The 23,584-nt window shown below is 55.7% G+C and carries 22 protein-coding genes and 5 tRNA genes; 15 read left to right on the top strand and 12 right to left on the bottom strand.

The window, feature by feature from the left end:
* Positions 1-63 precede the first annotated feature (63 nt).
* Entirely contained in the window at positions 64-417 is a 354-nt protein-coding gene (locus AS136_RS19245) for a DUF2502 domain-containing protein (protein ID WP_008803887.1), read from the top strand.
* 57 nt (positions 418-474) lie between these two features.
* Here AS136_RS19245 and AS136_RS19240 read toward each other — a convergent pair whose 3' ends face one another.
* The gene (locus AS136_RS19240; RefSeq protein WP_012540951.1) at positions 475-1,716 is read right to left on the bottom strand and encodes an Nramp family divalent metal transporter; all 1,242 of its coding nucleotides are present in this window, start codon (positions 1,714-1,716) and stop codon (positions 475-477) included.
* A 346-nt stretch (positions 1,717-2,062) separates the two neighbouring features.
* On the opposite strand from AS136_RS19240, the gene nupC reads away from it, so the two are divergent.
* Positions 2,063-3,265: a nucleoside permease NupC gene (gene nupC / locus AS136_RS19235; RefSeq protein WP_012540950.1), complete on the top strand. Its 1,203-nt coding sequence runs from the start codon at positions 2,063-2,065 to the stop codon at positions 3,263-3,265.
* 48 nt (positions 3,266-3,313) lie between these two features.
* On the opposite strand, the gene AS136_RS19230 is transcribed toward nupC, so the two are convergent.
* The 3 genes from AS136_RS19230 to AS136_RS19220 form a co-directional block, all read right to left on the bottom strand.
* A complete protein-coding gene (locus tag AS136_RS19230) occupies positions 3,314-5,485 on the bottom strand; it encodes an EAL domain-containing protein (protein ID WP_023340589.1) in 2,172 nt (723 codons plus the stop codon).
* A 208-nt stretch (positions 5,486-5,693) separates the two neighbouring features.
* Positions 5,694-5,769: transfer RNA gene (locus tag AS136_RS19225), tRNA-Ala, on the bottom strand.
* Between the two features lie 41 nt (positions 5,770-5,810).
* Positions 5,811-5,886 (bottom strand) — tRNA-Ala (locus AS136_RS19220).
* A gap of 219 nt (positions 5,887-6,105) precedes the next feature.
* Between AS136_RS19220 and AS136_RS19215 the strand changes: the two genes are divergently transcribed.
* A complete protein-coding gene (locus AS136_RS19215) occupies positions 6,106-6,459 on the top strand; it encodes a YfeC-like transcriptional regulator (RefSeq protein WP_008803883.1) in 354 nt (117 codons plus the stop codon).
* Positions 6,460-6,462: 3 nt separating this feature from the next.
* Positions 6,463-6,855: a MerR family transcriptional regulator gene (locus AS136_RS19210; protein ID WP_012967480.1), complete on the top strand. Its 393-nt coding sequence runs from the start codon at positions 6,463-6,465 to the stop codon at positions 6,853-6,855.
* Between the two features lie 53 nt (positions 6,856-6,908).
* Here the strand turns inward: AS136_RS19210 and gltX are convergent, their stop codons facing one another.
* Complete coding sequence (gene gltX / locus AS136_RS19205; protein ID WP_008803881.1) at positions 6,909-8,327, bottom strand: glutamate--tRNA ligase; 1,419 nt, start codon at positions 8,325-8,327, stop codon at positions 6,909-6,911.
* A 259-nt stretch (positions 8,328-8,586) separates the two neighbouring features.
* Here gltX and AS136_RS19200 point away from each other — a divergent pair.
* The 3 genes from AS136_RS19200 (at position 8,587) to AS136_RS19190 (ending at position 8,961) form a co-directional block, all read left to right on the top strand.
* Positions 8,587-8,662, top strand: a tRNA-Val gene (locus tag AS136_RS19200).
* A gap of 45 nt (positions 8,663-8,707) precedes the next feature.
* A tRNA-Val gene (locus AS136_RS19195) sits at positions 8,708-8,783 on the top strand.
* A 102-nt stretch (positions 8,784-8,885) separates the two neighbouring features.
* Positions 8,886-8,961: transfer RNA gene (locus AS136_RS19190), tRNA-Lys, on the top strand.
* 83 nt (positions 8,962-9,044) lie between these two features.
* On the opposite strand, the gene AS136_RS19185 is transcribed toward AS136_RS19190, so the two are convergent.
* Positions 9,045-9,971: a LysR family transcriptional regulator gene (locus AS136_RS19185; protein WP_008803880.1), complete on the bottom strand. Its 927-nt coding sequence runs from the start codon at positions 9,969-9,971 to the stop codon at positions 9,045-9,047.
* An 88-nt stretch (positions 9,972-10,059) separates the two neighbouring features.
* On the opposite strand from AS136_RS19185, the gene AS136_RS19180 reads away from it, so the two are divergent.
* A complete protein-coding gene (locus tag AS136_RS19180; RefSeq protein WP_008803879.1) occupies positions 10,060-11,058 on the top strand; it encodes a bile acid:sodium symporter family protein in 999 nt (332 codons plus the stop codon).
* Here AS136_RS19180 and AS136_RS19175 read toward each other — a convergent pair.
* The 3 genes from AS136_RS19175 to zipA form a co-directional block, all read right to left on the bottom strand.
* Positions 11,055-11,273, bottom strand: coding sequence for a DUF3820 family protein (locus tag AS136_RS19175; protein WP_002913440.1), 219 nt, complete (start codon positions 11,271-11,273; stop codon positions 11,055-11,057). The two genes, AS136_RS19180 and AS136_RS19175, sit on opposite strands and share 4 nt — an antisense overlap.
* A gap of 1 nt (position 11,274) precedes the next feature.
* Positions 11,275-13,290 (bottom strand): NAD-dependent DNA ligase LigA, encoded by a 2,016-nt coding sequence (ligA, locus tag AS136_RS19170; protein ID WP_063266905.1) that lies wholly within the window; start codon positions 13,288-13,290, stop codon positions 11,275-11,277.
* Positions 13,291-13,359: 69 nt separating this feature from the next.
* Positions 13,360-14,424 carry a cell division protein ZipA gene (gene zipA, locus AS136_RS19165; protein ID WP_044649661.1) on the bottom strand — a complete coding sequence of 355 codons (1,065 nt, stop codon included), beginning with the start codon at positions 14,422-14,424 and terminating at the stop codon, positions 13,360-13,362.
* 230 nt (positions 14,425-14,654) lie between these two features.
* Here zipA and cysZ point away from each other — a divergent pair, with 230 nt between their 5' ends.
* From cysZ to crr, 5 genes are all read left to right on the top strand, one after another.
* The gene (gene cysZ / locus AS136_RS19160; RefSeq protein WP_008803876.1) at positions 14,655-15,416 is read left to right on the top strand and encodes a sulfate transporter CysZ; all 762 of its coding nucleotides are present in this window, start codon (positions 14,655-14,657) and stop codon (positions 15,414-15,416) included.
* A 176-nt stretch (positions 15,417-15,592) separates the two neighbouring features.
* Positions 15,593-16,564 carry a cysteine synthase A gene (cysK, locus tag AS136_RS19155; RefSeq protein ID WP_012540942.1) on the top strand — a complete coding sequence of 324 codons (972 nt, stop codon included), beginning with the start codon at positions 15,593-15,595 and terminating at the stop codon, positions 16,562-16,564.
* Positions 16,565-16,944: 380 nt separating this feature from the next.
* On the top strand, positions 16,945-17,202 hold the full coding sequence (ptsH, locus tag AS136_RS19150; protein ID WP_002913505.1) for a phosphocarrier protein Hpr: 258 nt from the start codon (positions 16,945-16,947) through the stop codon (positions 17,200-17,202).
* 44 nt (positions 17,203-17,246) lie between these two features.
* Positions 17,247-18,974 carry a phosphoenolpyruvate-protein phosphotransferase PtsI gene (gene ptsI, locus AS136_RS19145; RefSeq protein WP_008803874.1) on the top strand — a complete coding sequence of 576 codons (1,728 nt, stop codon included), beginning with the start codon at positions 17,247-17,249 and terminating at the stop codon, positions 18,972-18,974.
* 42 nt (positions 18,975-19,016) lie between these two features.
* Positions 19,017-19,526 (top strand): PTS glucose transporter subunit IIA, encoded by a 510-nt coding sequence (gene crr, locus AS136_RS19140; RefSeq protein WP_008803873.1) that lies wholly within the window; start codon positions 19,017-19,019, stop codon positions 19,524-19,526.
* Positions 19,527-19,566: 40 nt separating this feature from the next.
* On the opposite strand, the gene AS136_RS19135 is transcribed toward crr, so the two are convergent.
* Together AS136_RS19135 and pdxK are read right to left on the bottom strand one after the other, a co-directional pair.
* Complete coding sequence (locus AS136_RS19135; RefSeq protein ID WP_012540941.1) at positions 19,567-19,806, bottom strand: hypothetical protein; 240 nt, start codon at positions 19,804-19,806, stop codon at positions 19,567-19,569.
* Positions 19,806-20,669 carry a pyridoxine/pyridoxal/pyridoxamine kinase gene (pdxK, locus tag AS136_RS19130; protein WP_012540940.1) on the bottom strand — a complete coding sequence of 288 codons (864 nt, stop codon included), beginning with the start codon at positions 20,667-20,669 and terminating at the stop codon, positions 19,806-19,808. The genes AS136_RS19135 and pdxK overlap by 1 nt, the downstream gene beginning before the upstream one ends.
* An 82-nt stretch (positions 20,670-20,751) precedes the next feature.
* Here pdxK and ptsJ point away from each other — a divergent pair, with 82 nt between their 5' ends.
* Together ptsJ and AS136_RS19120 are read left to right on the top strand one after the other, a co-directional pair.
* Complete coding sequence (gene ptsJ, locus AS136_RS19125; RefSeq protein WP_023323079.1) at positions 20,752-22,050, top strand: MocR-like B6 salvage transcription factor PtsJ; 1,299 nt, start codon at positions 20,752-20,754, stop codon at positions 22,048-22,050.
* A 181-nt stretch (positions 22,051-22,231) separates the two neighbouring features.
* On the top strand, positions 22,232-22,627 hold the full coding sequence (locus AS136_RS19120) for a YybH family protein (RefSeq protein WP_008803870.1): 396 nt from the start codon (positions 22,232-22,234) through the stop codon (positions 22,625-22,627).
* Here AS136_RS19120 and cysM read toward each other — a convergent pair.
* A complete protein-coding gene (gene cysM / locus AS136_RS19115; protein WP_012540938.1) occupies positions 22,624-23,535 on the bottom strand; it encodes a cysteine synthase CysM in 912 nt (303 codons plus the stop codon). The two genes, AS136_RS19120 and cysM, sit on opposite strands and share 4 nt — an antisense overlap.
* Between the last annotated feature and the right edge of the window lie 49 nt (positions 23,536-23,584).

The raw sequence follows: 23,584 nt of genomic DNA, 5'->3' as shown, positions 1-23,584 counted from the left end.
TTTACCGGCCCGTAATATCAGGTTAACAGGCCGCTTACGGCCCCGATCGTGAAGGAGAAGAGTATGTTCAGGTCACTGATTCTGGCAGCAGTACTGCTGGCCGCAGCGCCACTAGTCGCTAACGCTGGTGAAATCACCCTGCTGCCATCGGTAAAATTACAAATAGGCGATCGTGACAATTACGGTAACTACTGGGACGGTGGCGGCTGGCGCGACCGTGATTACTGGCGTCGTCACTATGAATGGCGTGATAACCGTTGGCATCGACATGACAACGGCTGGCACCGCGGCTGGGACAAGGGTAAAAATAAAGCCTGGGAGCGCGGCTATCGTGCTGGCTGGAGCGACCGCGACGACCACCGCGGCGGCTGGGGACGAGGCCCGGGCGGACGTGGCCATGGCCATGGTCATCACTAACAGACGAAAAGGGGAGCCCATTGGCTCCCCTTTGCTTTAACCAGCGCGGGTCAAGAACTACGCCACGCCGAGCAGCGATCCCACAATTAACCAGCCGTTCAGACTCACCACAATGGCGACAATCACCCAGCCAGTGACTCTCACCCAGCGGGTATTCACCAGGTCGCCCATCAGTTGCGCATTGCTGGTAAATATCAGCAGCGGCACCAGAGCAAGCGCAATACCAAAGCTCAGCAGCACCTGACTCATCACCAGGATACGCGTAGGATCCAGCCCCAGCAGGATCACCACAAACGACGGCAGCATGGTGACCGCCCGGCGAAACCACAGCGGAATATGAAAGCGGATAAACCCCTGCATGACGACCTGCCCTGCCAGGGTACCCACTACCGTCGATGATAAACCTGCAGCGACCAGGCTCAGACCAAAGATGGTCGCCGCCGCGTGGCTCAGCAGTGGCTCCAGCGTTCTGTAAGCCTGATCGAGATCGGCGACGCCGGTATGGCCGTTGAAATGGAATGCCGCCGCGGCGGTCGCCATCATCGCCAGGTTGACAAACCCGGCAATGGTCATGGCGATCGCCACATCCCAGCGGGTCGCGTTATAGCGTTCTTTCCGCGTACCGCCGTGCAGATGCTGGGTAAGCGAGGAATGTAAGTAGATAACGTGCGGCATAATGGTCGCCCCCAGTACCCCGGCGGCTAAGAATACCGCCTCGCCGTTGGGCAGCGTAGGGATCACCAGCCCTTTTGTCAGGGGGGCCAGCGCGGGCTGAGAAAAGATCAACTCCACGACATAGGCCACAGCGACAAACAACAGCAGCCCGCCGATCACCTTCTCCAGCGGCTTTTGCCCGCGCCGCTGCAGCATCAGGATCAGGAAGGTCGCCACCCCGGTCAGCACCGCCCCCTGCAGAAGCGACACGCCCAGTACCAGCTTAAAGCCAATCGCAGCGCCGATAAATTCAGCCAGGTCGGTGGCCATCGCAATGATTTCCGCCTGCACCCAATAGAACCACACCACCGGGCGCGGGTAATGGTCACGGATCTGCTCGGCCAGATTTTTGCCGGTGGCAATGCCCAGTTTGGCAGAGAGCACCTGGATCAGCATCGCCATCAGGTTGGCCCATACCACCACCCACAGGAGCTGATAGCCAAAGCTGGCGCCAGCCTGAATGTTAGTGGCGAAATTACCGGGGTCGATATAGCCAATGGCAGCGACGAAAGCGGGCCCCATGAGGGCGAGCTTCACCTTGCGCGCGGCGCGACTACTGCTATTCTCAACGCGACTGCTAGTCATCTTCTGCCTCTGGAAATATAGCCTTTGCTATGTTTCATGCTATCAAAATGCGAATGATTATCAAGTTCATTTAAAATGGAGATAATGATTGCTGTGATAGGCGGGAACAATAGCTGGCCGGAAATGAGAAACGGGCGTTAGAACACGAGAGCGTGCCCAGTACTAAGAGTAGTACAAGAATGCAACTTTTAAAACCTTTACGTAACATAACAAAAGTGGATGTTTGATCACTATTTTTGCCATTGGTCACAGTTCCTTGCAATAGTGTGCAATTGATCTCGTTTTCTTTAAAGCCGTTGCATAGAATGTGCACGGAAATTTAACCTGCCTCATATTTGGAGCAACTATGGACCGCGTCTTGCATTTTGTCCTCGCGATCGTTGTGGTGGCTATACTGGCCCTGTTGGTCAGTCACGACCGTAAAAAGATCCGTATTCGTTATGTTGTTCAACTGCTTGTCATCGAAGTCCTGCTGGCCTGGTTCTTCCTGAACTCCGATATTGGTCTGGGTTTTGTGAAAGGCTTCTCTGAGATGTTTGAAAAGCTTCTCGGGTTTGCCAACGAAGGGACAAACTTCGTGTTCGGCAGCATGAACGATAAAGGTCTGGCCTTCTTCTTCCTTAAGGTTCTGTGCCCTATCGTCTTCATTTCCGCGTTGATCGGTATTTTGCAGCATATTCGTATCCTGCCGATTGTCATCCGCGCCATCGGTACCGTTCTGTCGAAAATCAACGGCATGGGCAAGCTGGAATCCTTCAACGCCGTGAGCTCGCTGATCCTCGGTCAGTCGGAAAACTTTATCGCCTATAAAGATATTCTCGGCAAAATGTCGCGCAACCGCATGTACACCATGGCGGCGACGGCGATGTCCACCGTGTCGATGTCGATCGTAGGCGCGTACATGACCATGCTGCAGCCGAAGTATGTCGTCGCGGCGCTGGTGCTCAACATGTTCAGCACCTTTATCGTTCTGTCATTGATTAACCCGTACCGCGTGGAAGAGAGCGAAGAAAATCTGCAGATGTCGAATCTGCACGAAGGCCAGAGCTTCTTCGAAATGCTGGGCGAGTACATTCTGGCGGGCTTTAAAGTCGCGATTATCGTGGCGGCGATGCTGATCGGCTTCATCGCACTGATCTCGGCCCTGAACGCCCTGTTCGCCACCGTGACCGGCTGGTTCGGCTACAGCATCTCCTTCCAGGGGATCCTCGGCTATATCTTCTACCCGGTTGCCTGGGTGATGGGTGTGCCGGCAAGCGAAGCGCTGCAGGTGGGCAGTATTATGGCCACCAAGCTGGTCTCCAACGAATTCGTCGCCATGATGGATCTGCAGAAAATCGCCTCGACGCTCTCTCCGCGTGCGGAAGGCATTATCTCTATCTTCCTGGTCTCCTTCGCCAACTTCTCATCTATCGGCATCATCGCCGGGGCGATCAAAGGCTTGAACGAAGAACAGGGTAACGTGGTTTCTCGCTTCGGTCTGAAGCTGGTCTACGGCTCCACGCTGGTTAGCGTGCTGTCCGCTTCGATTGCGGCACTGGTTCTGTAACAGGCGCCTGTCATCTGAGCCGGGCAACGCCCGGCTTTTTTTTACCCGTCATTCGCCCAACGGCTGAGGCTTACCGACCAGGTAACCCTGCAGATAATTCACGCCCAGTTCCAGCAGGCGCGCTTTTTGCGGTTCGCTTTCGACATATTCCGCCACCACGCTCATCTGTTTCGCCCGCGCCATTTCGACAATCGATTTCACCATAATGGCGTCCAGCGGGTCCGTCAGAATATCGCGGACGAAGCAGCCGTCAATCTTAATGATATCGGCCTGCAGATGCTTCAGTCGTTCATAGTTCGCATAACCGGTGCCAAAGTCATCAATGGCGATAGCGCAGCCAAACGCGCGCAGCGCGTCGAGATTTTGCTGGCTGGTGTCGGCATTGGAGAAAGCCTGCTCTTCGGTCACCTCAATGGTGATAAGATCTGGCGAAATGCGATAGCGTTGAAAGAGCGCGATAATCTGCGCCGCGCTATCCTTTTGCATCAGGGTTGAAGGCAGCAGGTTGACCGAGAACCGCTGGCCGGGATGCTGATGGAGCGAACTGAACAGGGTCTCCAGCACCAGCATGTCAAAACGCTGGCTGAGGTTAAACTGCACAATCAGCGGAATAAACTGATCCGGCATAATGACGCTATCGCCACAGCGCATGCGCGTGAGGATCTCATGATAGCCCTCCCCCTCCGCGTTTTGAATCGGTTGCGCATAGAGCACCAGCGCCCGCTCTTTGAGAACCTGCTTGACGCGCATCAGGAGGCGTACCTGCTCGGTGGTTTGATCCACCACCAGCTCCTGCTCCTCATCCAACGCCAGTACCCGGCGTTCACTGCCCGCCTGTTCGGAAAGCCAGCTGAGCTGGCCCAGCATCTGGTGCAGCGTCTCACCCTGACCGTCATCACGGCTCCATGCCGCGCCAAACTCAAGATCCAGCGGCTGATTATGCCAGCTGAACTTTTTGTGGTTGAGGATGGCGACCATATGGTTTAGCCGCGCCGCAGGGTCCGGCCCGTCAAGCACGAGGATCAATTCGCTGCCGGGAACCTGGAAGACTTTATCCGTTGCCCCCAACAGCGGCTGAAGCGCCCGGATGATTTGCCGTTTACAGTCCACCCCCATCATTAGCCCATAATGTCGGCTAAGAAAATCGAGATTATCGATACGCAAGCTGCAGATAGCCTGCAGAGGACTACTCTGTAAATGGCTCACCAGCGCGCGCAGATTAGGTAAGCCCGTCAGCGGATCCTCTTCCGCCTGGCTACGCCAGCGGCGTTTATTGCGATCGCTGCGGGCATAGGTGTCTGCCATATAAAACAAACAGATAGTGAAGGAGATCAGGACCGACAGCACAAAGGATAATGAATACTCGCTTTGGACGCCCTGGAGAAAGTTTTTATTATACACCACCAGCAAAAAGGCTGAGACAGACCATGAAATACGCAGCAGCGCATGACCAATCCGGCTAATCCCGATAAAGTAGACAATAAATATCACCGGAACTAAATAACCGGCAATAAATTCAGACTGATACGGCGCACACAGTAAAGTTAATAAAAGCGCCAGCGAGATAAACCAATATAGGGTAAAAGAACGATGTTTGGGTGCCAGCCATGGTAAACATTCCTGACGCCAGAAACGTCGGGCATAGTGCGGACTGATAATCATCCGCATTGGATAATAAAGAAACGTCGTAAAAATTAATGCCGCGCTGATTAAACTTTGGATATCTATTACGGTATAAATCAACGGCATACTACCAAAGTAACTGGTAATAGATAATGGAAACGCAAAATATTGCCCGGCAAGGTACATGGTGATTTTCAACAGTACCGGCGCGAAGAAGCCGCCCCAGAAGATCCGCGCCCCCATATGTTTCGCCGTGGGGCCACACCGCCAGCGCTTGCCCACCATCAGGCGTAAAACAGCGCAGGAGACAAACACAGCAAACAGCTGACAAAAGAGCAGAATAAGCGCCTGTGACAGCGTTAATTCAATGAGAAAGCTATTGGTAATGGCAAACGCGAGAATTAATGGTGCGATCGCATAGCGGCCAAAGATAAAAATAACAGAAAACATCACGCTGATTGGCAGCCAGGCAATATAAATAAGATTGCCATCAATAACCGTTTGCGGTGAAATAAAACGAGCCAGCGGAATAGCGACTAAACTGACGAGAAAGGCCAACAGAGTTTTTTTGATATTAATGTTAATTTTATCAAGCATTATTGTTAATTAAAACTCCGGCAACCTCATTACGTTTAATGGGGAAATGTTATGTTGCTTATTTAGGGCAGGCAAGGTGAATTATCAGGAAAAAGTCTGAAATTACTTTCGATTTTAATAGCTGGAGATTAACTGACTTAACCAGAAAGTGCTTTACATGAAAACAGCTAAAAACAAAAACCCCCGCCGAGGCGAGGGTTCTGAATTTTGGTGGAGCTAAGCGGGATCGAACCGCTGACCTCTTGCATGCCATGCAAGCGCTCTCCCAGCTGAGCTATAGCCCCACAGGACCTCTTTACGAACCAAATCTGCTGGGTGCAGAATTTGGTGGAGCTAAGCGGGATCGAACCGCTGACCTCTTGCATGCCATGCAAGCGCTCTCCCAGCTGAGCTATAGCCCCGTAACGTAAAGCGTGTCGTGTTGACGGGCGGCATAATATGAATTCCTCGCTCAGGTGTCAACGGCAAAATTATCCTTCGCAATTCAATCGCTGAAAAAGCAGGCAACTTGCTGACATTGCGAGCCTTATCGCAGCCAGAAGTTAAACAGGTCACTTTTTCACGTAAAAGGATGCTATAACATGGGCAGCTAATTCCCATACATTTACTCAGGAAATAGTATGCTCAAGGAACGAATGACACCTGAAGAAATCGCCCACCTGACCGGCTACAGCCGGCAAACTATCAATAAGTGGGTGCGGAAAGAAGGCTGGCAAACCTCTCCGCGGCCTGGCGTCCAGGGTGGCAAAGCGCGGCTGGTCCATGTCAATGAGCAAGTCAGGGAGTTTATCCGCAGCGCTCAGCGCGTGGCAGAGACACCAGGCGCCTATTCTACCCACGACAGCGATCTGGAATCGCTGCTGCTGACCCTTAGCAAAGAGCTCACTCCCAGCGAGCAGAAGCAGCTGATGTCGCTGTTGCTGCGCGAAGGGATCACCGGGTTACTGCTTCGGTTAGGGATCCGCGATCGGTAAAGCATGATGAAACTGAAAGATAAAATGACACCCGCAGAGCTCGCCGACTGCCTGGGACTGGCCAGACAAACGATCAATCGCTGGGTTCGCCAGCAAAAATGGCGCACGGAAGCGATACCCGGCGTCAAAGGAGGACGCGCGCGACTGGTGGTCATCGACAAACCGGTGCTCGAATTTCTGACCAATGCGCCTGCCAGGCGCCATCTGTTTACCGACAATCATTTGGCGGAATCGCCCGGCGCTTATCTGGTCAATGAGGCTGACGTGGTCTGGCGGCAAATCACGGAAACCCTGCAACTGATGACTCCGGCCGAACAGCTACAGCTTCGCGATCTGCTGGCCCGGGAAGGGATTAGCGGCTTTCTTGCCCGCCTCGGCATCGCCAGCCCGGTGTAACAGACAAAAAAAACGGCAGGGGTAACCCTGCCGTTGTTTCATCCACGTCCCAATCAGGACGCCTGACCTTCACGTTCAGCGATAAAAGCCAGCGCTTTGTTGATACGCTCAACGCTACGGGATTTACCGATAGCGTGGACGGTGACGTCAAGCGCAGGAGACTGCCCTGCCCCGGTAACCGCCACGCGCAGCGGCATGCCGACTTTACCCATGCCGACTTCCAGCTCATCAGCGGTTGCCTGAATTGCATGGTGGACGTTTTCCGCTGTCCAGTCGCCGATCGCCGCCAGCTTGTCGCGAACCACTTCCAGCGGCTGACGCGCCACCGGACGCAGATGTTTCTTCGCCGCATCGGCGTCGAACTCAGCGAACTCTTCATAGAAGTAGCGGCAGCTCTGAGCAATCTCTTTCAGCGTTTTGCAACGCTCGCCCAGCAGTTTCACCAGCTCGGCCAGCTGTGGGCCATTACGGGTATCGATATTTTCCTGCTCGATGTGCCACTGCAGATGCGTCGCCACGTATTCCGCCGGCAGCGTATTGATGTAGTGATGGTTCAGCCACAGCAGTTTGTCGGTGTTGAACGCACTCGCGGATTTGCTGACCGCCCCCAGCGAAAAGAACTCGATCATCTCTTCGCGGGTGAAGATCTCCTGATCGCCATGGGACCACCCCAGACGTACCAGATAGTTAAGCAGCGCTTCCGGCAGGTAGCCATCGTCACGATACTGCATCACGCTCACCGCACCGTGGCGTTTGGACAGTTTTTTACCGTCATCGCCGTTGATCATCGACACGTGGGCGTAAACCGGCACCGGCGCATTCAGCGCTTTGAGGATGTTGATCTGGCGCGGTGTGTTGTTGATATGATCTTCACCACGGATCACATGGGTGATCGCCATATCCCAGTCATCTACCACCACGCAGAAGTTATAGGTCGGGGAACCATCGGTACGACGAATGATCAGATCGTCCAGCTCCTGGTTGCTGAACTCGATAGGTCCGCGGATCTGATCGTCAAAGATCACCGACCCTTCCTGCGGGTTGGCGAAACGCACCACGCACGGCTCATCGTCGGCATGATGCTCGTGGCTATGGCGGCAGCGGCCATCGTAACGCGGCTTCTCACCGTTCGCCATTTGCTCTTCGCGCAGCGCTTCCAGACGCTCTTTCGAGCAATAACATTTATAAGCGGTGCCAGCTTCCAGCATCTCATCGATCACGTTGTTATAACGGTCGAAACGTTTGGTCTGGTAATAAGGGCCCTCATCCCATTGCAGATTCAGCCAGTTCATGCCATCCATGATGGCTTCAATTGCTTCCGGGGTGGAGCGTTCGAGATCGGTGTCTTCAATACGCAGCACAAACTCACCGCCGTGGTTACGAGCAAAAAGCCAGGAATAGAGAGCAGTACGCGCACCGCCAACGTGCAGATAGCCTGTTGGGCTTGGCGCGAAGCGAGTTTTGATTTTCATGAATTGGCCTTACGTTTAATAAAGATGCCGATAGCCGGCAATGTCCGGTGGAAATTATGGGTCAATATTCTAACACCGTGGGCTGATTCCTCAATGTTGATCCCGTCGGAACGTCACGGTTTGCCATTTTTGTTTATAAATCATGCTACGCCGCCGGTTTTACGATCGCTTTGTTTAATTTTACGACGAACGAACGAATTCTTTAGAAAAGGCGTTGACTCATTTTCAACTCTCCCTATAATGCGACTCCACACAGCGGGGGTGATTAGCTCAGCTGGGAGAGCACCTCCCTTACAAGGAGGGGGTCGGCGGTTCGATCCCGTCATCACCCACCACTACTTAACGTAGTCTCCGCCGTGTAGAACAGAAAATTGAGAAGTGGGTGATTAGCTCAGCTGGGAGAGCACCTCCCTTACAAGGAGGGGGTCGGCGGTTCGATCCCGTCATCACCCACCACTTTCTCGCCAGCTGGATTTTCTGTCAAAATGTGAAGTACCNAGAGCACCTCCCTTACAAGGAGGGGGTCGGCGGTTCGATCCCGTCATCACCCACCACTTCGGGTCGTTAGCTCAGTTGGTAGAGCAGTTGACTTTTAATCAATTGGTCGCAGGTTCGAATCCTGCACGACCCACCAATGTAAAAAGGCGCCCTAAAGGCGCCTTTTTGCTATGCGCAGTTTGCGGTCTTGCCGCGAGTTCCCCCGCAGCACTCCCCCTGTCAGCGCTGATACAGCGGATCTTCCACCCTCGCAGCGGTTAAATTTGCCCCTTCTTCACGCACAATTTCCCATAACGCCTGAGCGGCGGTCGACAGCGAGCGATTTTTCCGGCATGCCAGCATCAGTTGCCGCTCCATCACCGGGGTCAGCCGCTTCACCGTCAGATGGCTCCCCTGCGGTAACGGCAGCGCCAGTGCCGGCAGAACGCTGATGCCAATTCCCGATTCTACCATCGGAAACAGCGTTGCCGGGTGACCAATCTCCTGCACAATGTTCGCCCGGATAGCCAGCCGGCTAAGGGCCGCATCAATCAGCGGACGGCTGCCGGAGGCATAGTCCTGCAGGATCAGTCTCTCATCCTGCAGCGCTTGCCACGGCACCTCCGTCAGGCCGGCAAAAGGATGATCCTCCCGGCAAAGCAGCAAAAAAGGTTCCGCCAGGACCACTTCACACTGCAGATCTGCCGCCGGGCCGGGGTCGATCACAATGCCGAAATCCACTTCCCCATGGCGAATACTCTCCAGCACCCACTGCTGGGGCCGATCGTGCAACACAAAATCGATATCAGGATAACGACGGTTGCTGTGAGCAATACACTGCGGAATCAGGTGGGCGGAAATCGTCTGACTGGCGGCGACCTTGACGGTACCGCTCATCTGCTGGCCGACGCGCCCGGCGTCGCGCAGGGTAATCGTCAACTCATCGAGCAAACGCTCCAGCCGCCCCGCCAGCTGCTGACCCGCTTCGGTGAGCACGACTTCGCGAGTGGTACGGTCGAGTAACCGAACGCCGGTCTGATGCTCCAGCTCTTTGACGCTATGGCTGACGGCCGACTGACTTAAGCCAATCATCTCCCCTGCCCGGCTGAAGCTTCTGGCCCGGGCGACGGTGACGAATACTTTTAACTGACGCAGAGAGTAATTCATCTTTTTTATTCATGAATAGATGCAATAAATCAATTTTATTTCTCAAATGAAAAAAAGCACAATAGCGCATCTCTTTTCAGGAGCGTTTATGAAACTTTTCCGCATTCTCGATCCGTTTACGGCAACCCTGGTCACCGTTGTCCTGCTGGCCTCATTCTTCCCCGCCCGTGGCGCTTTCGTTCCCTTCTTTGAACATCTGACCACCGCCGCCATTGCCCTGCTGTTTTTTATGCACGGCGCTAAACTCTCCCGGGAAGCGATTATCGCCGGCGGCAGCCACTGGCGTTTGCATCTGTGGGTGATGTGCAGCACCTTTATACTCTTCCCGGTACTCGGGGTTCTGTTTGCCTGGTGGGCGCCGGTGAATGTCGATCCGATGCTCTACAGCGGCTTTATCTATCTGTGCATTCTGCCGGCCACCGTGCAATCCGCTATCGCCTTTACTTCGCTGGCCGGAGGCAACGTCGCGGCGGCGGTGTGCTCAGCCTCGGCCTCCAGCCTGCTGGGGATCTTTGTTTCACCGCTGCTGGTGGGCGTCCTGATGAACCTTCATGGCGCAGGCGGCAGCCTCGAGCAGGTCGGTAAAATCATGCTGCAGCTGCTGCTGCCTTTCGTACTCGGTCACTTATCACGGCCGTGGATCGGCAACTGGGTGGCGAAGCATAAGAAGTGGATTGGTAAGACCGACCAGACCTCGATTCTGCTGGTGGTTTACTCCGCCTTTAGCGAGGCAGTGGTGAATGGCATCTGGCATAAAGTCGGTCTGGGATCGCTGCTGTTTATCGTGGTGGTCAGCCTGGTGCTGCTGGCCATTGTCATCGCCGTTAACGTGTTCGTCGCCCGCCGCTGCGGCTTTAACAAAGCCGATGAGATTACCATCGTCTTTTGCGGTTCGAAAAAGAGTCTGGCCAACGGCATCCCGATGGCCAATATTCTCTTCCCAACCTCCATCCTCGGTATCATGGTGCTGCCGCTGATGATCTTCCACCAAATCCAGCTGATGGTCTGCGCGGTGCTGGCGCGGCGCTACAAGCAGCAAACCGATGCGCGTCTCGCTGAGGAAAAGGCCAACGCCGCCAAAGCTTAACGCGCTTTCTTCAGGGGCTGAACCAGATCGCTCAGCCCCTCGGTTTTAATCAGCAGGGTCAACGCCATCAGCTCGCCGAGATGGCCGGCAGGAAACTGATCCTTACGCGCAAACCACAGTAAATACTCTTCCGGGACATCGATTAAACGACGTCCCTTGTATTTACCGAACGGCATCTCAGTATTGGCTATTTCGACCAGCTGCGCTTTATCCACGTTATTCTCCCAGCAGACGCATCATTTCGGCTTCGTCAATCACCTCAATGCCCAGCTCCTGCGCTTTCGCCAGCTTAGAACCCGCCGCTTCGCCGGCAATCACCAGGTCAGTTTTCTTCGACACACTGCCTGCCACCTTCGCCCCCAGCGCGACGAGACGCGCTTTGGCGTCATCCCGCGATAGCTGACTCAGGCTGCCGGTCAGGACCACGGTTTTACCCGCAAAAGGGCTATCAATCTCTTCCGCCTTCACCACGACTAGCGCCGGCCAGTGAACGCCTTCGGCCAGCAGCTGCGCGATGACATCGCGGTTACTCTCTTCGGCAAAGAAGTTGAAGGTATGGGTGGCAACCACGATGCCAACATCAGGGACCTTTTGCAGCTCCTCAATGGAAGCCTGCTCCAGGGCTTCAAGAGTGCCGAAATGCGCCGCCAGGGCCGCCGCTGTCGCTTCGCCTACCTCGCGAATACCCAGAGCGTAGAGGAAGCGTGCGAAGGTCGTCTCTTTGGCTTTTTCCAAAGCATTGACCACATTTTGCGCGGACTTCGGCCCCATCCGATCCAGCCCGGTGAGTTTCCCGGCGCTCAGGCGGAACAGATCCGCCGGCGTATGGACATACTCTTTCTCCACCAGTTGGTCGATGATCTTGTCACCCATGCCGTCAACGTCGAGCGCGCGACGGGAGACGAAGTGCTTAAGCGACTCTTTACGCTGCGCGCCGCAGATAAGGCCGCCCGTACAGCGGGCTACCGCCTCGCCCTCCACTCGCTCAACGTCGGACTGACATACCGGGCAGTGGGTCGGGAAGACAACATCCCGGGCATCCGCCGGACGCTCGGAAAGCACCACATTGACCACCTGCGGGATCACATCGCCTGCCCGACGAATCACTACCTTGTCGCCGATTTTCAGACCTAAGCGTTCGATTTCATCGGCGTTATGTAGGGTGGCATTGCTCACCAGCACGCCGGCGACATGGACCGGCTCCAGGCGCGCCACTGGCGTGATCGCCCCGGTGCGCCCTACCTGGAACTCCACATCCCGGACGAAAGTCATCTGCTCCTGTGCCGGGAACTTAAAGGCCACGGCCCAGCGCGGCGCGCGGGCCACAAAACCCAACTGCTCCTGCAGCGCCAGCGAATCGACTTTGATCACCACGCCATCAATGTCAAAGCCCAGATGAGGACGATCTTCCTCGACTTTACGATAGTAAGTGAGCACTTCCTCGGGAGTATGACACAGGGTGACGCGATCGCTCACCGGCAGTCCCCATGCTTTGAACTGCTGCAAACGGGCCGAGTGGCTGGCCGGCAGCTCACCGCCCTCCAGCACGCCAACGCCGTAGCAGAAGAAAGTAAGCGGTCGCTTCGCCGTGATGCGCGGATCGAGCTGGCGCAGCGAACCCGCCGCCGCATTACGCGGGTTAGCAAACACTTTTCCGCCGGTGCGGCGCGCTTCTTCATTGATTTTTTCAAACCCGGCCTGCGGAAGGAAAACCTCACCACGCACCTCAAGACGTGCCGGGATATTCTCGCCATGCAGCTTGAGGGGGATAGTGCGAATGGTTCGCACATTGGAGGTAATATCCTCGCCGGTGGTACCGTCGCCGCGGGTCGCGGCCTGCATCAGTACGCCGTTTTCGTAGAGAATACTCACCGCGAGGCCGTCGAGCTTAAGCTCGCAGCAGTAGGTGAGATCGTCAGTGCTTTTCAGGCGATCCTGTACCCGCTTGTTGAAGGCGAGAAAGCTCTCTTCATCAAACACGTTATCCAGCGACAGCATCGGCACTTCATGGCGGATCTGGCTGAAGGCAGTTAGTGGCGCCGCCCCCACCCGCTGAGTCGGCGAGTCCGGGGTAATCAGCTCCGGATGTTGACTCTCCAGCTCGCGCAGCTCGCGCATCAGGCGGTCATATTCCGCATCGGGCACTTCCGGTGCGTCCATAACGTGGTACAGATATTCATGATGGCGAAGCGTGGTTCGCAGTTCAGTCAGTTGTTGTTCGATCGGTTCCATATCACACCATCAATGATAAAAAACCCCCGACAGGCGGGGGTTGAGAAGGAGTTGAGATAACGCGGGACGTCAGGCGTTCGCGTCTTTCACTTCGCGAATACGATCCTGGTATTCACGCAGTTTTTGCGGCGTCATCATGCGACGCTGATCGTCAAGCACCACACCGCCCACTTCATCGGCGATATACTGCGCAGACTGCAGCATCAGCTTGAAGTTCTGCAGTTCATCACCGTAGGAAGGGACCTGCATAAAAATAGTCACCCCAGGGGTCATCATATCCGCCATGCTGTCCGGATTGAAGGTCCCCGGCTTCACCATGTTGGCCAGACTGAACAGTACCGGGCCGCTGCCATCCGGACTCAGATGGCGGTGGAAAATATTCATTTCACCAAACTTGAAGCCGGCCTGCTGGATGCTGTTGATCAGCACCTCGCCGTTAAGCTGTGCGCCGTGATGGGCGGCGACGTTCATCACAATGACCGTCTCTTTACGCTCTTTCGGCTGCGGCGCGGCAGGCTGCTGCGGCTCTACCGGCTGCGGCTCGACCACGGCGGGCTGCGGCGCGGCAACAGGCTGTGGCACAGGCTGCTGCGGGGCGGCTGGCTGCGGCTGGGCAACGGTCGGCGTCACCGGCTGCGGTGCGACGGGCTGCTGCACAACGGGCTGCGGCTGATGTTGGGGTTGCACGGACGGCTGCGCGGGCTGCGGCTGTTGCCAGCCAGGCTGCGGAGCCGCATGCGGCACAGGCTGCTGTCCCTGCGGTTGAACCGGGGCCTGGCGCGGCGATTGCTGCGGCTGGCGAACCGGTTCATCAGGACGCACAGGCTGCTGCATCTGGCGCTCGTAAGGCGGCTGGTACTGGTGCTGCGGCGCCTGACGAGGGGCTTCATGCTCCCCATGCGCGCCGTGCGGGGCGTGAGTGACCGGATGAACGCGGACTTCACCTACGCCTTCAACATTATCATCAAAGTCTTCGTTTTCCGACTCATCGTCGCGCGACTTCATACGTTTCAGTGGGCGATCGCGAAACATCGAAGAACGTTCTTTACGGCTGGTCCAAAAACCATGTACCAGTAAAGCGATTATGGCGATCGCGCCAACAATGATTAATATCAGACGCAAATCCTGCATCATTATATTCTCTGTTGTTCTAACACCTTGCCACCACGGCAAACATTTACTCACTAAGAGTATTTGCCGATTACCTCAAGTGCAAGTGCGTCGGTCGCTTTCACCACATAAAGATGAACTAAATCGTGCTTTTTGCTGTTTTTTCGAACATTTCCTAACTGGTTATTGTCTGGCGACCCGATAAAATAAGCGAGCATTCACACTGGATGTTAAAAAAGGAGCATTGCCTGGCTATGGTTTCATCATCCGCACCGACCCCGCGTAGCGGCGTTTATTATTTTTCGCAGGGCTGGAAACTCATCGGGCTGCCTGGCATACGGCGTTATGTCTTTTTGCCTTTGCTGGTTAACGTGCTGCTGATGGGCGGAGCCTTCTGGTGGCTATTTACCCGTCTCGACAGCTGGATCCCCTCGCTGATGAGCCATGTGCCGGACTGGCTGCAGTGGCTAAATTACCTGCTGTGGCCGGTGGTGGTGCTCTCGATTCTGCTGGTGTTTGGTTACTTCTTTTCGACTATCGCCAACTGGATAGCTGCGCCGTTCAGCGGCCTGCTGGCGGAACAACTTGAAGCGCGTCTGACTGGCGCCACCCCGCCGGACGTCGGCGTCTTTGGCATCATGAAGGATATTCCGCGCATCATGAAACGTGAGTGGCAGAAGCTGGCCTGGTACCTGCCCCGCGCCATCGTGCTGTTGCTGCTCTACTTTATACCCGGCGTTGGCCAGACGGTGGCCCCGGTACTCTGGTTCCTGTTCAGCGCATGGATGCTGGCGATTCAATACTGCGATTACCCCTTTGATAATCACAAGGTCCCCTTCAGGACCATGCGCGAAGCGCTGCGCAGCCGCAAAGTGATGAATATGCAGTTTGGGGCGCTCACCAGTCTGTTTACCATGATCCCGGTGTTAAACCTGGTGATCCTGCCAGTGGCCATCTGCGGCGCCACCGCAATGTGGGTCGATTGTTATCGCGATAAACACGCGGTCTGGAAATAGCCCCAACATGTTCACCCCGGGAGCGGCTGAGGCCGCTCCTTATATCTCGCTTATTCCTTCTCGCTTATCATTATTTCCCTTCCGCATATAGATATGCTAAATCCTTACTTCCGCATATTCTTTAAGCGGGTATGCTGATGCCGTACCCCCAAATTTCATACAGTTAAGGACGGGCCATGAGTAAGATTTTTGAAGACAACTCCCTGACTATCGGTCACACGCCGCTGGTACGACTGAACCGCATTGGTAACGGCCGTATCCTGGCAAAGGTAGAATCTCGTAACCCGAGCTTTAGCGTAAAATGCCGTATCGGCGCCAATATGATCTGGGATGCTGAAAAGCGCGGCGTTCTGAAACCTGGCGTGGAACTGGTCGAACCGACCAGCGGCAACACCGGTATCGCCCTCGCCTACGTGGCGGCGGCCCGCGGCTACAAGCTAACGCTAACCATGCCGGAAACCATGAGCATTGAGCGCCGCAAACTGCTGAAAGCGCTGGGCGCCAACCTGGTACTGACCGAAGGCGCAAAAGGCATGAAAGGCGCTATTCAGAAAGCGGAAGAGATCGTCGCCAGCAACCCGGAAAAATTCCTGCTGCTGCAGCAGTTCAGCAACCCGGCTAACCCGGAAATCCACGAAAAGACCACCGGCCCGGAAATCTGGGAAGACACCGATGGTCAGGTGGACGTCTTTATCTCTGGCGTAGGCACCGGCGGTACGCTGACCGGCGTCAGCCGCTACATTAAAAACACCAAGGGCAAAAAAGATCTGATCACCGTCGCGGTCGAACCGACCGATTCGCCGGTCATCTCCCAGGCGCTGGCGGGTGAAGAGCTCAAGCCGGGCCCGCACAAAATTCAGGGCATCGGCGCCGGCTTCATTCCTGGCAACCTGGATCTGAAGCTGGTGGACAAAGTGATCGGCATTACCAACGAGGAAGCTATCTCCACGGCGCGCCGTCTGATGGAAGAAGAAGGCATCCTGGCGGGTATCTCTTCCGGGGCCGCTGTTGCCGCCGCGCTGAAGCTGCAGGAAGATGAGGCCTTTACCAATAAGAATATTGTGGTTATCCTGCCTTCCTCAGGTGAGCGTTATTTAAGCACCGCGCTGTTCGCCGATCTCTTCACTGAGAAAGAACTGCAACAGTAGTGCCAGCTTGTAAATAATGTGTAAAAAAGCACCTTTTCAGGTGCTTTTTTGTGGCATACGTCAAAGTTTTACCCCTCCTGGCATTGATTCACCTCGTAGGGTCTGGTATTTAACCAGCACATTTATTTTGATGCGCGAAATTATTCAGAAGAGGATTTCCGCCAGCTGAATCGATTTTATGATTTGGTTCAAGTCTTCCTTTCGCGGCATAATGTTTAATGACGTGCTAGACGTCAATGGCCCGCAGGTCTTCGCAGCGCCAGGCGCTGCCGACGCCAAGGCCGGAAACGTAACGCCGGCGCTAACAATACAGGCTAAAGTCGAGTCGTTAGACTAGACTTTAGGTCCACAACACTAAACCTATAAGTTGGGGAAATATAATGTTCCAGCAAGAAGTTACCATTACCGCTCCGAACGGTCTGCACACCCGCCCTGCTGCTCAGTTTGTTAAAGAAGCTAAAGGCTTCACTTCTGAGATCACTGTAACCTCCAACGGCAAAAGCGCCAGCGCCAAAAGCCTGTTCAAACTGCAGACTCTGGGCCTGACCCAGGGCACCGTAGTGACCCTCTCCGCTGAAGGCGAAGATGAGCAGAAAGCTGTTGAGCATCTGGTTAAACTGATGGCTGAACTCGAGTAAGTTCACGGGTTCTTTTTCATATCAGTCACAAGTAAGGTAGGGTTATGATTTCAGGCATTTTAGCATCCCCGGGTATCGCCTTCGGCAAAGCACTGCTGCTGAAGGAAGATGAAATTGTCATCGACCGGAAGAAAATTTCTGCCGATAAGGTTGATCAGGAAGTCGAACGTTTCCTGAGCGGCCGCGCCAAGGCCTCCGCCCAGCTGGAGGTCATCAAAACCAAAGCTGGTGAAACTTTCGGTGAAGAAAAAGAAGCCATCTTCGAAGGGCATATCATGCTGCTGGAAGATGAGGAGCTTGAGCAGGAAATCATAGCCCTGATTAAAGATAAGCACATGACTGCCGACGCGGCAGCCAATGAAGTTATCGAAGGTCAGGCCACTGCCCTGGAAGAGCTGGACGATGAATACCTGAAAGAACGTGCGGCTGACGTACGCGACATCGGTAAGCGCCTGCTGCGCAACATCCTTGGTCTGTCGATTATCGATCTGAGCGCGATTCAGGATGAAGTCATCCTCGTCGCCGCCGATCTGACCCCGTCTGAAACCGCACAGCTGAACCTGAAAAAAGTGCTGGGCTTCATCACCGACGCGGGCGGCCGTACCTCTCACACCTCCATCATGGCGCGTTCCCTGGAACTGCCGGCCATCGTGGGCACAGGCAGCATCACGGCGCAGGTGAAAAACGGCGATTATCTGATTCTCGACGCGGTGAACAACCAGGTTCTGGTCAACCCGTCTAACGAGCAAATTGAAGCGCTGCGTAATCTGCAGGCTCAGGTTGCGGAAGAAAAAGCCGAACTGGCGAAACTGAAAGATCTGCCGGCGATTACCCTCGACGGCCATCAGGTTGAAGTCTGCGCCAACATTGGTACCGTTCGCGATGTCGAAGGTGCTGAGCGCAACGGCGCCGAAGGCGTTGGCCTGTATCGTACCGAATTCCTGTTCATGGACCGTGACGCGCTGCCAACTGAAGAAGAGCAGTTTGCGGCCTATAAAGCGGTGGCTGAAGCCTGTGGCTCTCAGGCCGTTATCGTGCGTACCATGGACATTGGCGGCGACAAAGAGCTGCCGTACATGAACTTCCCGAAAGAAGAGAACCCGTTCCTCGGCTGGCGTGCCGTGCGTATCGCGATGGATCGTAAAGAAATCCTGCGCGATCAGGTGCGCGCCATCCTGCGTGCCTCCGCTTTCGGTAAACTGCGCATTATGTTCCCGATGATCATCTCTGTTGAAGAAGTGCGTGCGCTGAAGAAAGAGATCGAAATCTACAAACAGGAACTGCGTGACGAAGGTAAAGCATTTGACGAATCCATTGAGATCGGCGTGATGGTGGAAACACCGGCTGCGGCGACCATTGCTCGTCATCTGGCCAAAGAAGTTGATTTCTTTAGTATCGGCACCAATGATTTAACGCAATATACTCTGGCAGTTGACCGTGGTAATGATATGATTTCACATCTTTACCAGCCGATGTCACCGTCTGTACTGAATCTGATTAAGCAAGTTATTGATGCTTCTCACGCTGAAGGTAAATGGACTGGCATGTGCGGTGAGCTTGCGGGCGATGAACGTGCTACACTTCTGTTGCTGGGTATGGGGCTGGACGAATTCTCTATGAGCGCCATTTCCATCCCGCGCATCAAGAAGATTATTCGTAATACGAACTTCGAAGATGCGAAAGTATTAGCAGAGCAGGCTCTTGCTCAACCGACAACGGACGAGTTAATGACGCTGGTTAACAAGTTCATTGAAGAAAAAACAATCTGCTAATCCAAGAGATGCGCGGCCCAAATTACTGCTTAGGAGAAGATCATGGGTTTGTTTGATAAATTGAAATCTCTGGTTTCTGATGACAAGAAAGACACCGGAACTATTGAGATTATTGCTCCCCTCTCCGGTGAGATCGTCAACATCGAAGACGTGCCGGATGTGGTTTTTGCGGAAAAAATTGTGGGCGATGGGATTGCCATCAAACCGACCGGCAACAAAATGGTCGCGCCGGTAGACGGTACCATTGGTAAAATTTTCGAAACCAACCATGCGTTCTCTATTGAATCTGATAGCGGCATCGAGCTGTTCGTTCACTTCGGTATTGATACCGTTGAACTGAAAGGCGAAGGCTTCAAGCGTATCGCTGAAGAAGGCCAGCGCGTGAAAGTCGGTGACCCGGTTATCGAATTCGATCTGCCGCTGCTGGAAGAGAAAGCCAAGTCTACCCTGACGCCGGTGGTTATCTCCAACATGGACGAGATCAAAGAGCTGATCAAACTGTCCGGTAGCGTGACTGTGGGTGAAACCCCGGTTATCCGCATCAAGAAGTAATGCTTGCTGCATAAAAATGGCGCCGAAAGGCGCCATTTTTTTATATCGCGCTGGTCACCGGCTGATAGCACTTCTCCCGGGACAAGATGCGCAATCCCTCCGGCGTGCTCTCCAGAATACGACGCTCACTGTCAGAGACCAGCAGATCGCACTGGTACCCTCCGGCCAGGCCGAACAGCGACCGCGCTACGCAGGCATCCTCCAGCGCCGCCTCCCCTGTGGTATCAAAATGACCGACAATACGCCCCTGTTGGCGGATCACTAACCGATAGCTTTTCATCAGTTTTTCTCCCGTGGCGGCAGGATCAGTTCGTCACACCCCTGCGCGGCAGTCCAGTTCATGACCTCCAGCACGCGCCGGGCGGCAGCCTGCGTCGCCGCCCCCAGCGCCAGGCCGGTGAGCAGACCGCTCACCAGCTCTGCACAGAACAGATCGCCCGTTCCCTTCAGGTCCGTTTCCACCCGCGGGTGGGCCACCACCTCCACCGCATCGGCCGTCACCACCAGCACATTTATCGTCGAACGCGCCTCTCCCGGCGCGCTGGTGATCACCACCCATTTGAGGGTATCTGACAGCAGGCTTCGCGCCGCGGCGACCGCCTCCTGCTGATTGCGACAGCGCTGGCCGCTCAGCGTTTCCAGCTCAAACAGATTGGGGGTGATCCCTTGCGCCAGTGGCAGAAGATGCTGACGATAGGCGTCCGGGATCTCAGCCTTAACGTAGATGCCGCTGTCGACATCGCCGATGACCGGATCCACCAGAATGCACAGCCCGGGATGGCGGGCCCGCACCCGCGTCAGCCACTGTGCCAGACGTTCGATTTGCACGGCGTTGCCCATATAGCCGGTGGTCACTGCACGCAGTTCGCGCAACGCATCGCGTTCCTCCAGCGCCTGCAGATACCCAACAAACCACTCCTCCGGAATAATGCCGCCATAGAACGTCTCATAATGGGGCGTATTGCTGAACAGTACCGTCGGCACCGCCAGCACGCGCAAACCGTGCTGTTTAATGGCCGGAACCGCGATGCTGTTGCCAACGCTGCCATAGACTACCTGGGACTGCACAGCGACGATATCGACTTCCGACGCCCGGCTTGTGTCGTGAAAGAGCACTGATTGTATGTCATCTTGCTGGCCCATCTTTTCTCCCCCCGCTGGACAGCGGGTCACGCACTGATTATGATTCGTCCTATGCTAAATTTCATTTTGTCATAGGTCAATAATGTTTACCGGAAAAACCGCCAGCGATATCTTCGATCATATCCGCCATCTGGTGCAGAGCGGTGGGTTGCGGCCCGGAGAGGTTCTGCCACCGGTACGCGAGCTCGCCAGCCAGCTGGAGGTGAATCGCAATACCGTCGCCGCCGCCTATAAACGGCTGGTCACCTCCGGGCTGGCCGTCAGCCAGGGACGAAACGGCACGGCCATTAAAGCACGGGATCCGCTGCCGGCGCTGGAGGGCGGTGACCCAACGACGCCGCTGAACGATATCTCCAGCGGCAATCCGGACCCCGCCAGACTGCCTGAATTAACCCGTTATCTGGGCCAGCTTGCCCGCACACCACGCCTGTATGGCGATGCTCCCATCGAGCCGCGGCTTGGTCAATGGGCCGAGGCGTGGTTTGCCAAAGAGATAGCGGTTCCCTTTGCGGTGAATCTCGCCAGCGGAGCGATTGACGCCCTGGAGCGTCTGCTGTGCGCTCTGCTGCTGCCCGGCGACGGCGTGGTGGTCGAAGATCCCTGTTTTCTCAGCAGCATCAATATGGTGCGTTACGCCGGCTTTACCCCCTGCCCGGTGGCGGTGGATGCTGAGGGGATGGATCCTGACGGCCTGGAGGAGGCGTTACGCAACGGCGCACGGGCGGTGATCTTAACCCCGCGCGCGCATAATCCTACCGGCTGTAGCCTGACGGAAACCCGGGCGCATGCCCTGCGGGAGGTGCTGGCCCGCTATCCGCAGGTACTGGCGATTGTTGATGACCATTTTGCCCTGCTGTCGGCCACGCCATGGCACTCCCCTCTTCCTGCAAGTACGCAACGCTGGGCGCTGGTGCGCTCAATGTCAAAAACCCTCGGGCCAGACCTGCGGCTGGCCTTTATCGCCAGCGATGCCGATACCTCAGCGGCGCTGCGCCTGCGGCTTAACGCCGGCAGCCAGTGGGTCAGCCATCTGCTGCAGGACCTGACGCTGGCCTGTCTGACCGATGAGGCGTTTATCGCCTCGATGACGGAGACCCGTCGTCATTATCGCCAGCAGAATGAGAAACTGGCGGCGGCGCTGGCCCGGCACGGCCACAGCCATGCTACGCCTGGCGATGGACTCAATTTCTGGCTGCCGCTGCCAGCGGCGAGCCAGCCCTACGCCTTACGCCTGGCCCGCGCCGGCTGGCTGGTCCGGGAGGGGGAAATATTTGGTGTCCGAACGCCTGCGCACGGGCTGCGCCTGTCGCTGGGCCGTCTGAGTGATGCTGAGATTTCCCGCCTGGCGGCTGATATTGCGCTGGTCTTAAACCAACCCTGATGCAGGCCGTATCATTCGGCATGTTGAAGCATCTGCCGCACAGGTGAGTGATGGCAGCTGCCGATAAACTAATGAAAAAGTAAACGAAAGCAGGCACAGTCTTACCTGCATACCCTGCTCGCCCGGACGAATAAAACAGTCCCGGCGGCGGACAAATCGCTCACAAGAAGGAGCACCAGAGATGCATCACACTGACCTGGCACTGAAGGCGGTCATTGAAGCCTGCGACCGCGCTATCTCACAGGAAGATTACGATACCCTGATGGCCTATTACGCAGAAGACGCCGCGCTGGTCGTCAAACCGGGCATGGTGGTCAGAGGGAAAGAGAATATCCGCAAAGCCTTTATCGCCATTGCCGACTATTTCCAGCACCGACTGGTGGTGACTCAGGGGAAAATGGAGGTTATTGAAGGCGGCGGCAATGCGCTGGTGATTATGGAGACCCGGCTGGATATCCCGACGGCGGACGGGATATCCCAGGTCACACGGCGCGCCACCTATGTCTTTCAGAAGCAGGGCGAGCGCTGGCTGTGTACGGTCGATAACTCCTACGGCACCGACCTGCTTGATGATTAAATGCCAGCCCCCTGGCTAAAATGTTCTTCGCCGAACACGCCGGTGGAAAGGTAACGATCGCCGCGATCGCAGACGATCGCCACCACCACCGCGCCAGGATTTTCACGGGCAATGCGTAACGCGCCCGCCACCGCGCCGCCGGAACTGACCCCGCAGAAAATGCCTTCCCGCACCGCCAGCTGACGCATGGTATTCTCGGCATCCTGCTGATGAATATCCAGCACCGCATCCACCAGCGAAGCGTTAAAGATCCCCGGCATATACTCTGCCGGCCAGCGACGGATCCCGGGAATACTGCTGCCCTCTTCCGGCTGCAGGCCGACAATGGCCACCGGTTTACTCTGTTCGCGCAAAAAGCGCGATACGCCGGTAATGGTGCCGGTGGTCCCCATGCTGGAGACAAAGTGGGTGATACGTCCCGCGGTCTGCTGCCAGATTTCCGGCCCGGTGGTAGTGTAGTGGGCGTAGGGGTTATCCGGGTTGTTAAACTGATCGAGCAGTTTGCCCTCTCCGCGCTGCGCCATCTCAAGGGCCAGGTCGCGGGCCCCCTCCATTCCCTGCTCTTTAGTGACCAGAATCAGCTCGGCGCCGTAGGCACGCATCGCCGCCCGGCGCTCCTGGCTCATGTTGTCAGGCATCAGCAGCTTCATGTGATAGCCTTTCAGCGCGGCGATCATCGCCAGCGCAATACCGGTGTTACCGCTGGTCGCTTCGATCAGCACGTCGCCGGGCTGAATTTCGCCGCGCTTTTCCGCTTCGACGATCATTGACAGCGCGGCGCGGTCTTTCACCGAGCCGGCCGGATTATTGCCTTCGAGTTTGACCCAAACTTCACTGCCGTTGTCCGGACCCAGACGCTGAAGCTTGACCAGAGGGGTATTGCCGATGGTGTGTTCGAGTGTATTCACGATTTTTACTCAATAAAAAAGCCGGGTTGCGCTTCGCTTACCCGGCCTA

Source organism: Klebsiella sp. D5A (genome assembly GCF_001620885.1).
In the GTDB taxonomy this organism is placed as follows: domain Bacteria; phylum Pseudomonadota; class Gammaproteobacteria; order Enterobacterales; family Enterobacteriaceae; genus Klebsiella; species Klebsiella variicola.
This window is presented reverse-complemented; position numbering and strand designations above follow the sequence as displayed.

What these genes read in the sequence shown, in the direction of transcription:
- AS136_RS19245 (WP_008803887.1), top strand. Translation starts at nt 64, where the DNA reads ATGTTCAGGTCACTGATTCTGGCAGCAGTACTGCTGGCCGCAGCGCCA.
- AS136_RS19240 (WP_012540951.1), bottom strand. Translation starts at nt 1,716, where the DNA reads ATGACTAGCAGTCGCGTTGAGAATAGCAGTAGTCGCGCCGCGCGCAAG.
- nupC (WP_012540950.1), top strand. Translation starts at nt 2,063, where the DNA reads ATGGACCGCGTCTTGCATTTTGTCCTCGCGATCGTTGTGGTGGCTATA.
- AS136_RS19230 (WP_023340589.1), bottom strand. Translation starts at nt 5,485, where the DNA reads ATGCTTGATAAAATTAACATTAATATCAAAAAAACTCTGTTGGCCTTT.
- AS136_RS19215 (WP_008803883.1), top strand. Translation starts at nt 6,106, where the DNA reads ATGCTCAAGGAACGAATGACACCTGAAGAAATCGCCCACCTGACCGGC.
- AS136_RS19210 (WP_012967480.1), top strand. Translation starts at nt 6,463, where the DNA reads ATGATGAAACTGAAAGATAAAATGACACCCGCAGAGCTCGCCGACTGC.
- gltX (WP_008803881.1), bottom strand. Translation starts at nt 8,327, where the DNA reads ATGAAAATCAAAACTCGCTTCGCGCCAAGCCCAACAGGCTATCTGCAC.
- AS136_RS19185 (WP_008803880.1), bottom strand. Translation starts at nt 9,971, where the DNA reads ATGAATTACTCTCTGCGTCAGTTAAAAGTATTCGTCACCGTCGCCCGG.
- AS136_RS19180 (WP_008803879.1), top strand. Translation starts at nt 10,060, where the DNA reads ATGAAACTTTTCCGCATTCTCGATCCGTTTACGGCAACCCTGGTCACC.
- ligA (WP_063266905.1), bottom strand. Translation starts at nt 13,290, where the DNA reads ATGGAACCGATCGAACAACAACTGACTGAACTGCGAACCACGCTTCGC.
- zipA (WP_044649661.1), bottom strand. Translation starts at nt 14,424, where the DNA reads ATGATGCAGGATTTGCGTCTGATATTAATCATTGTTGGCGCGATCGCC.
- cysZ (WP_008803876.1), top strand. Translation starts at nt 14,655, where the DNA reads ATGGTTTCATCATCCGCACCGACCCCGCGTAGCGGCGTTTATTATTTT.
- cysK (WP_012540942.1), top strand. Translation starts at nt 15,593, where the DNA reads ATGAGTAAGATTTTTGAAGACAACTCCCTGACTATCGGTCACACGCCG.
- ptsH (WP_002913505.1), top strand. Translation starts at nt 16,945, where the DNA reads ATGTTCCAGCAAGAAGTTACCATTACCGCTCCGAACGGTCTGCACACC.
- ptsI (WP_008803874.1), top strand. Translation starts at nt 17,247, where the DNA reads ATGATTTCAGGCATTTTAGCATCCCCGGGTATCGCCTTCGGCAAAGCA.
- crr (WP_008803873.1), top strand. Translation starts at nt 19,017, where the DNA reads ATGGGTTTGTTTGATAAATTGAAATCTCTGGTTTCTGATGACAAGAAA.
- AS136_RS19135 (WP_012540941.1), bottom strand. Translation starts at nt 19,806, where the DNA reads ATGAAAAGCTATCGGTTAGTGATCCGCCAACAGGGGCGTATTGTCGGT.
- pdxK (WP_012540940.1), bottom strand. Translation starts at nt 20,669, where the DNA reads ATGGGCCAGCAAGATGACATACAATCAGTGCTCTTTCACGACACAAGC.
- ptsJ (WP_023323079.1), top strand. Translation starts at nt 20,752, where the DNA reads ATGTTTACCGGAAAAACCGCCAGCGATATCTTCGATCATATCCGCCAT.
- AS136_RS19120 (WP_008803870.1), top strand. Translation starts at nt 22,232, where the DNA reads ATGCATCACACTGACCTGGCACTGAAGGCGGTCATTGAAGCCTGCGAC.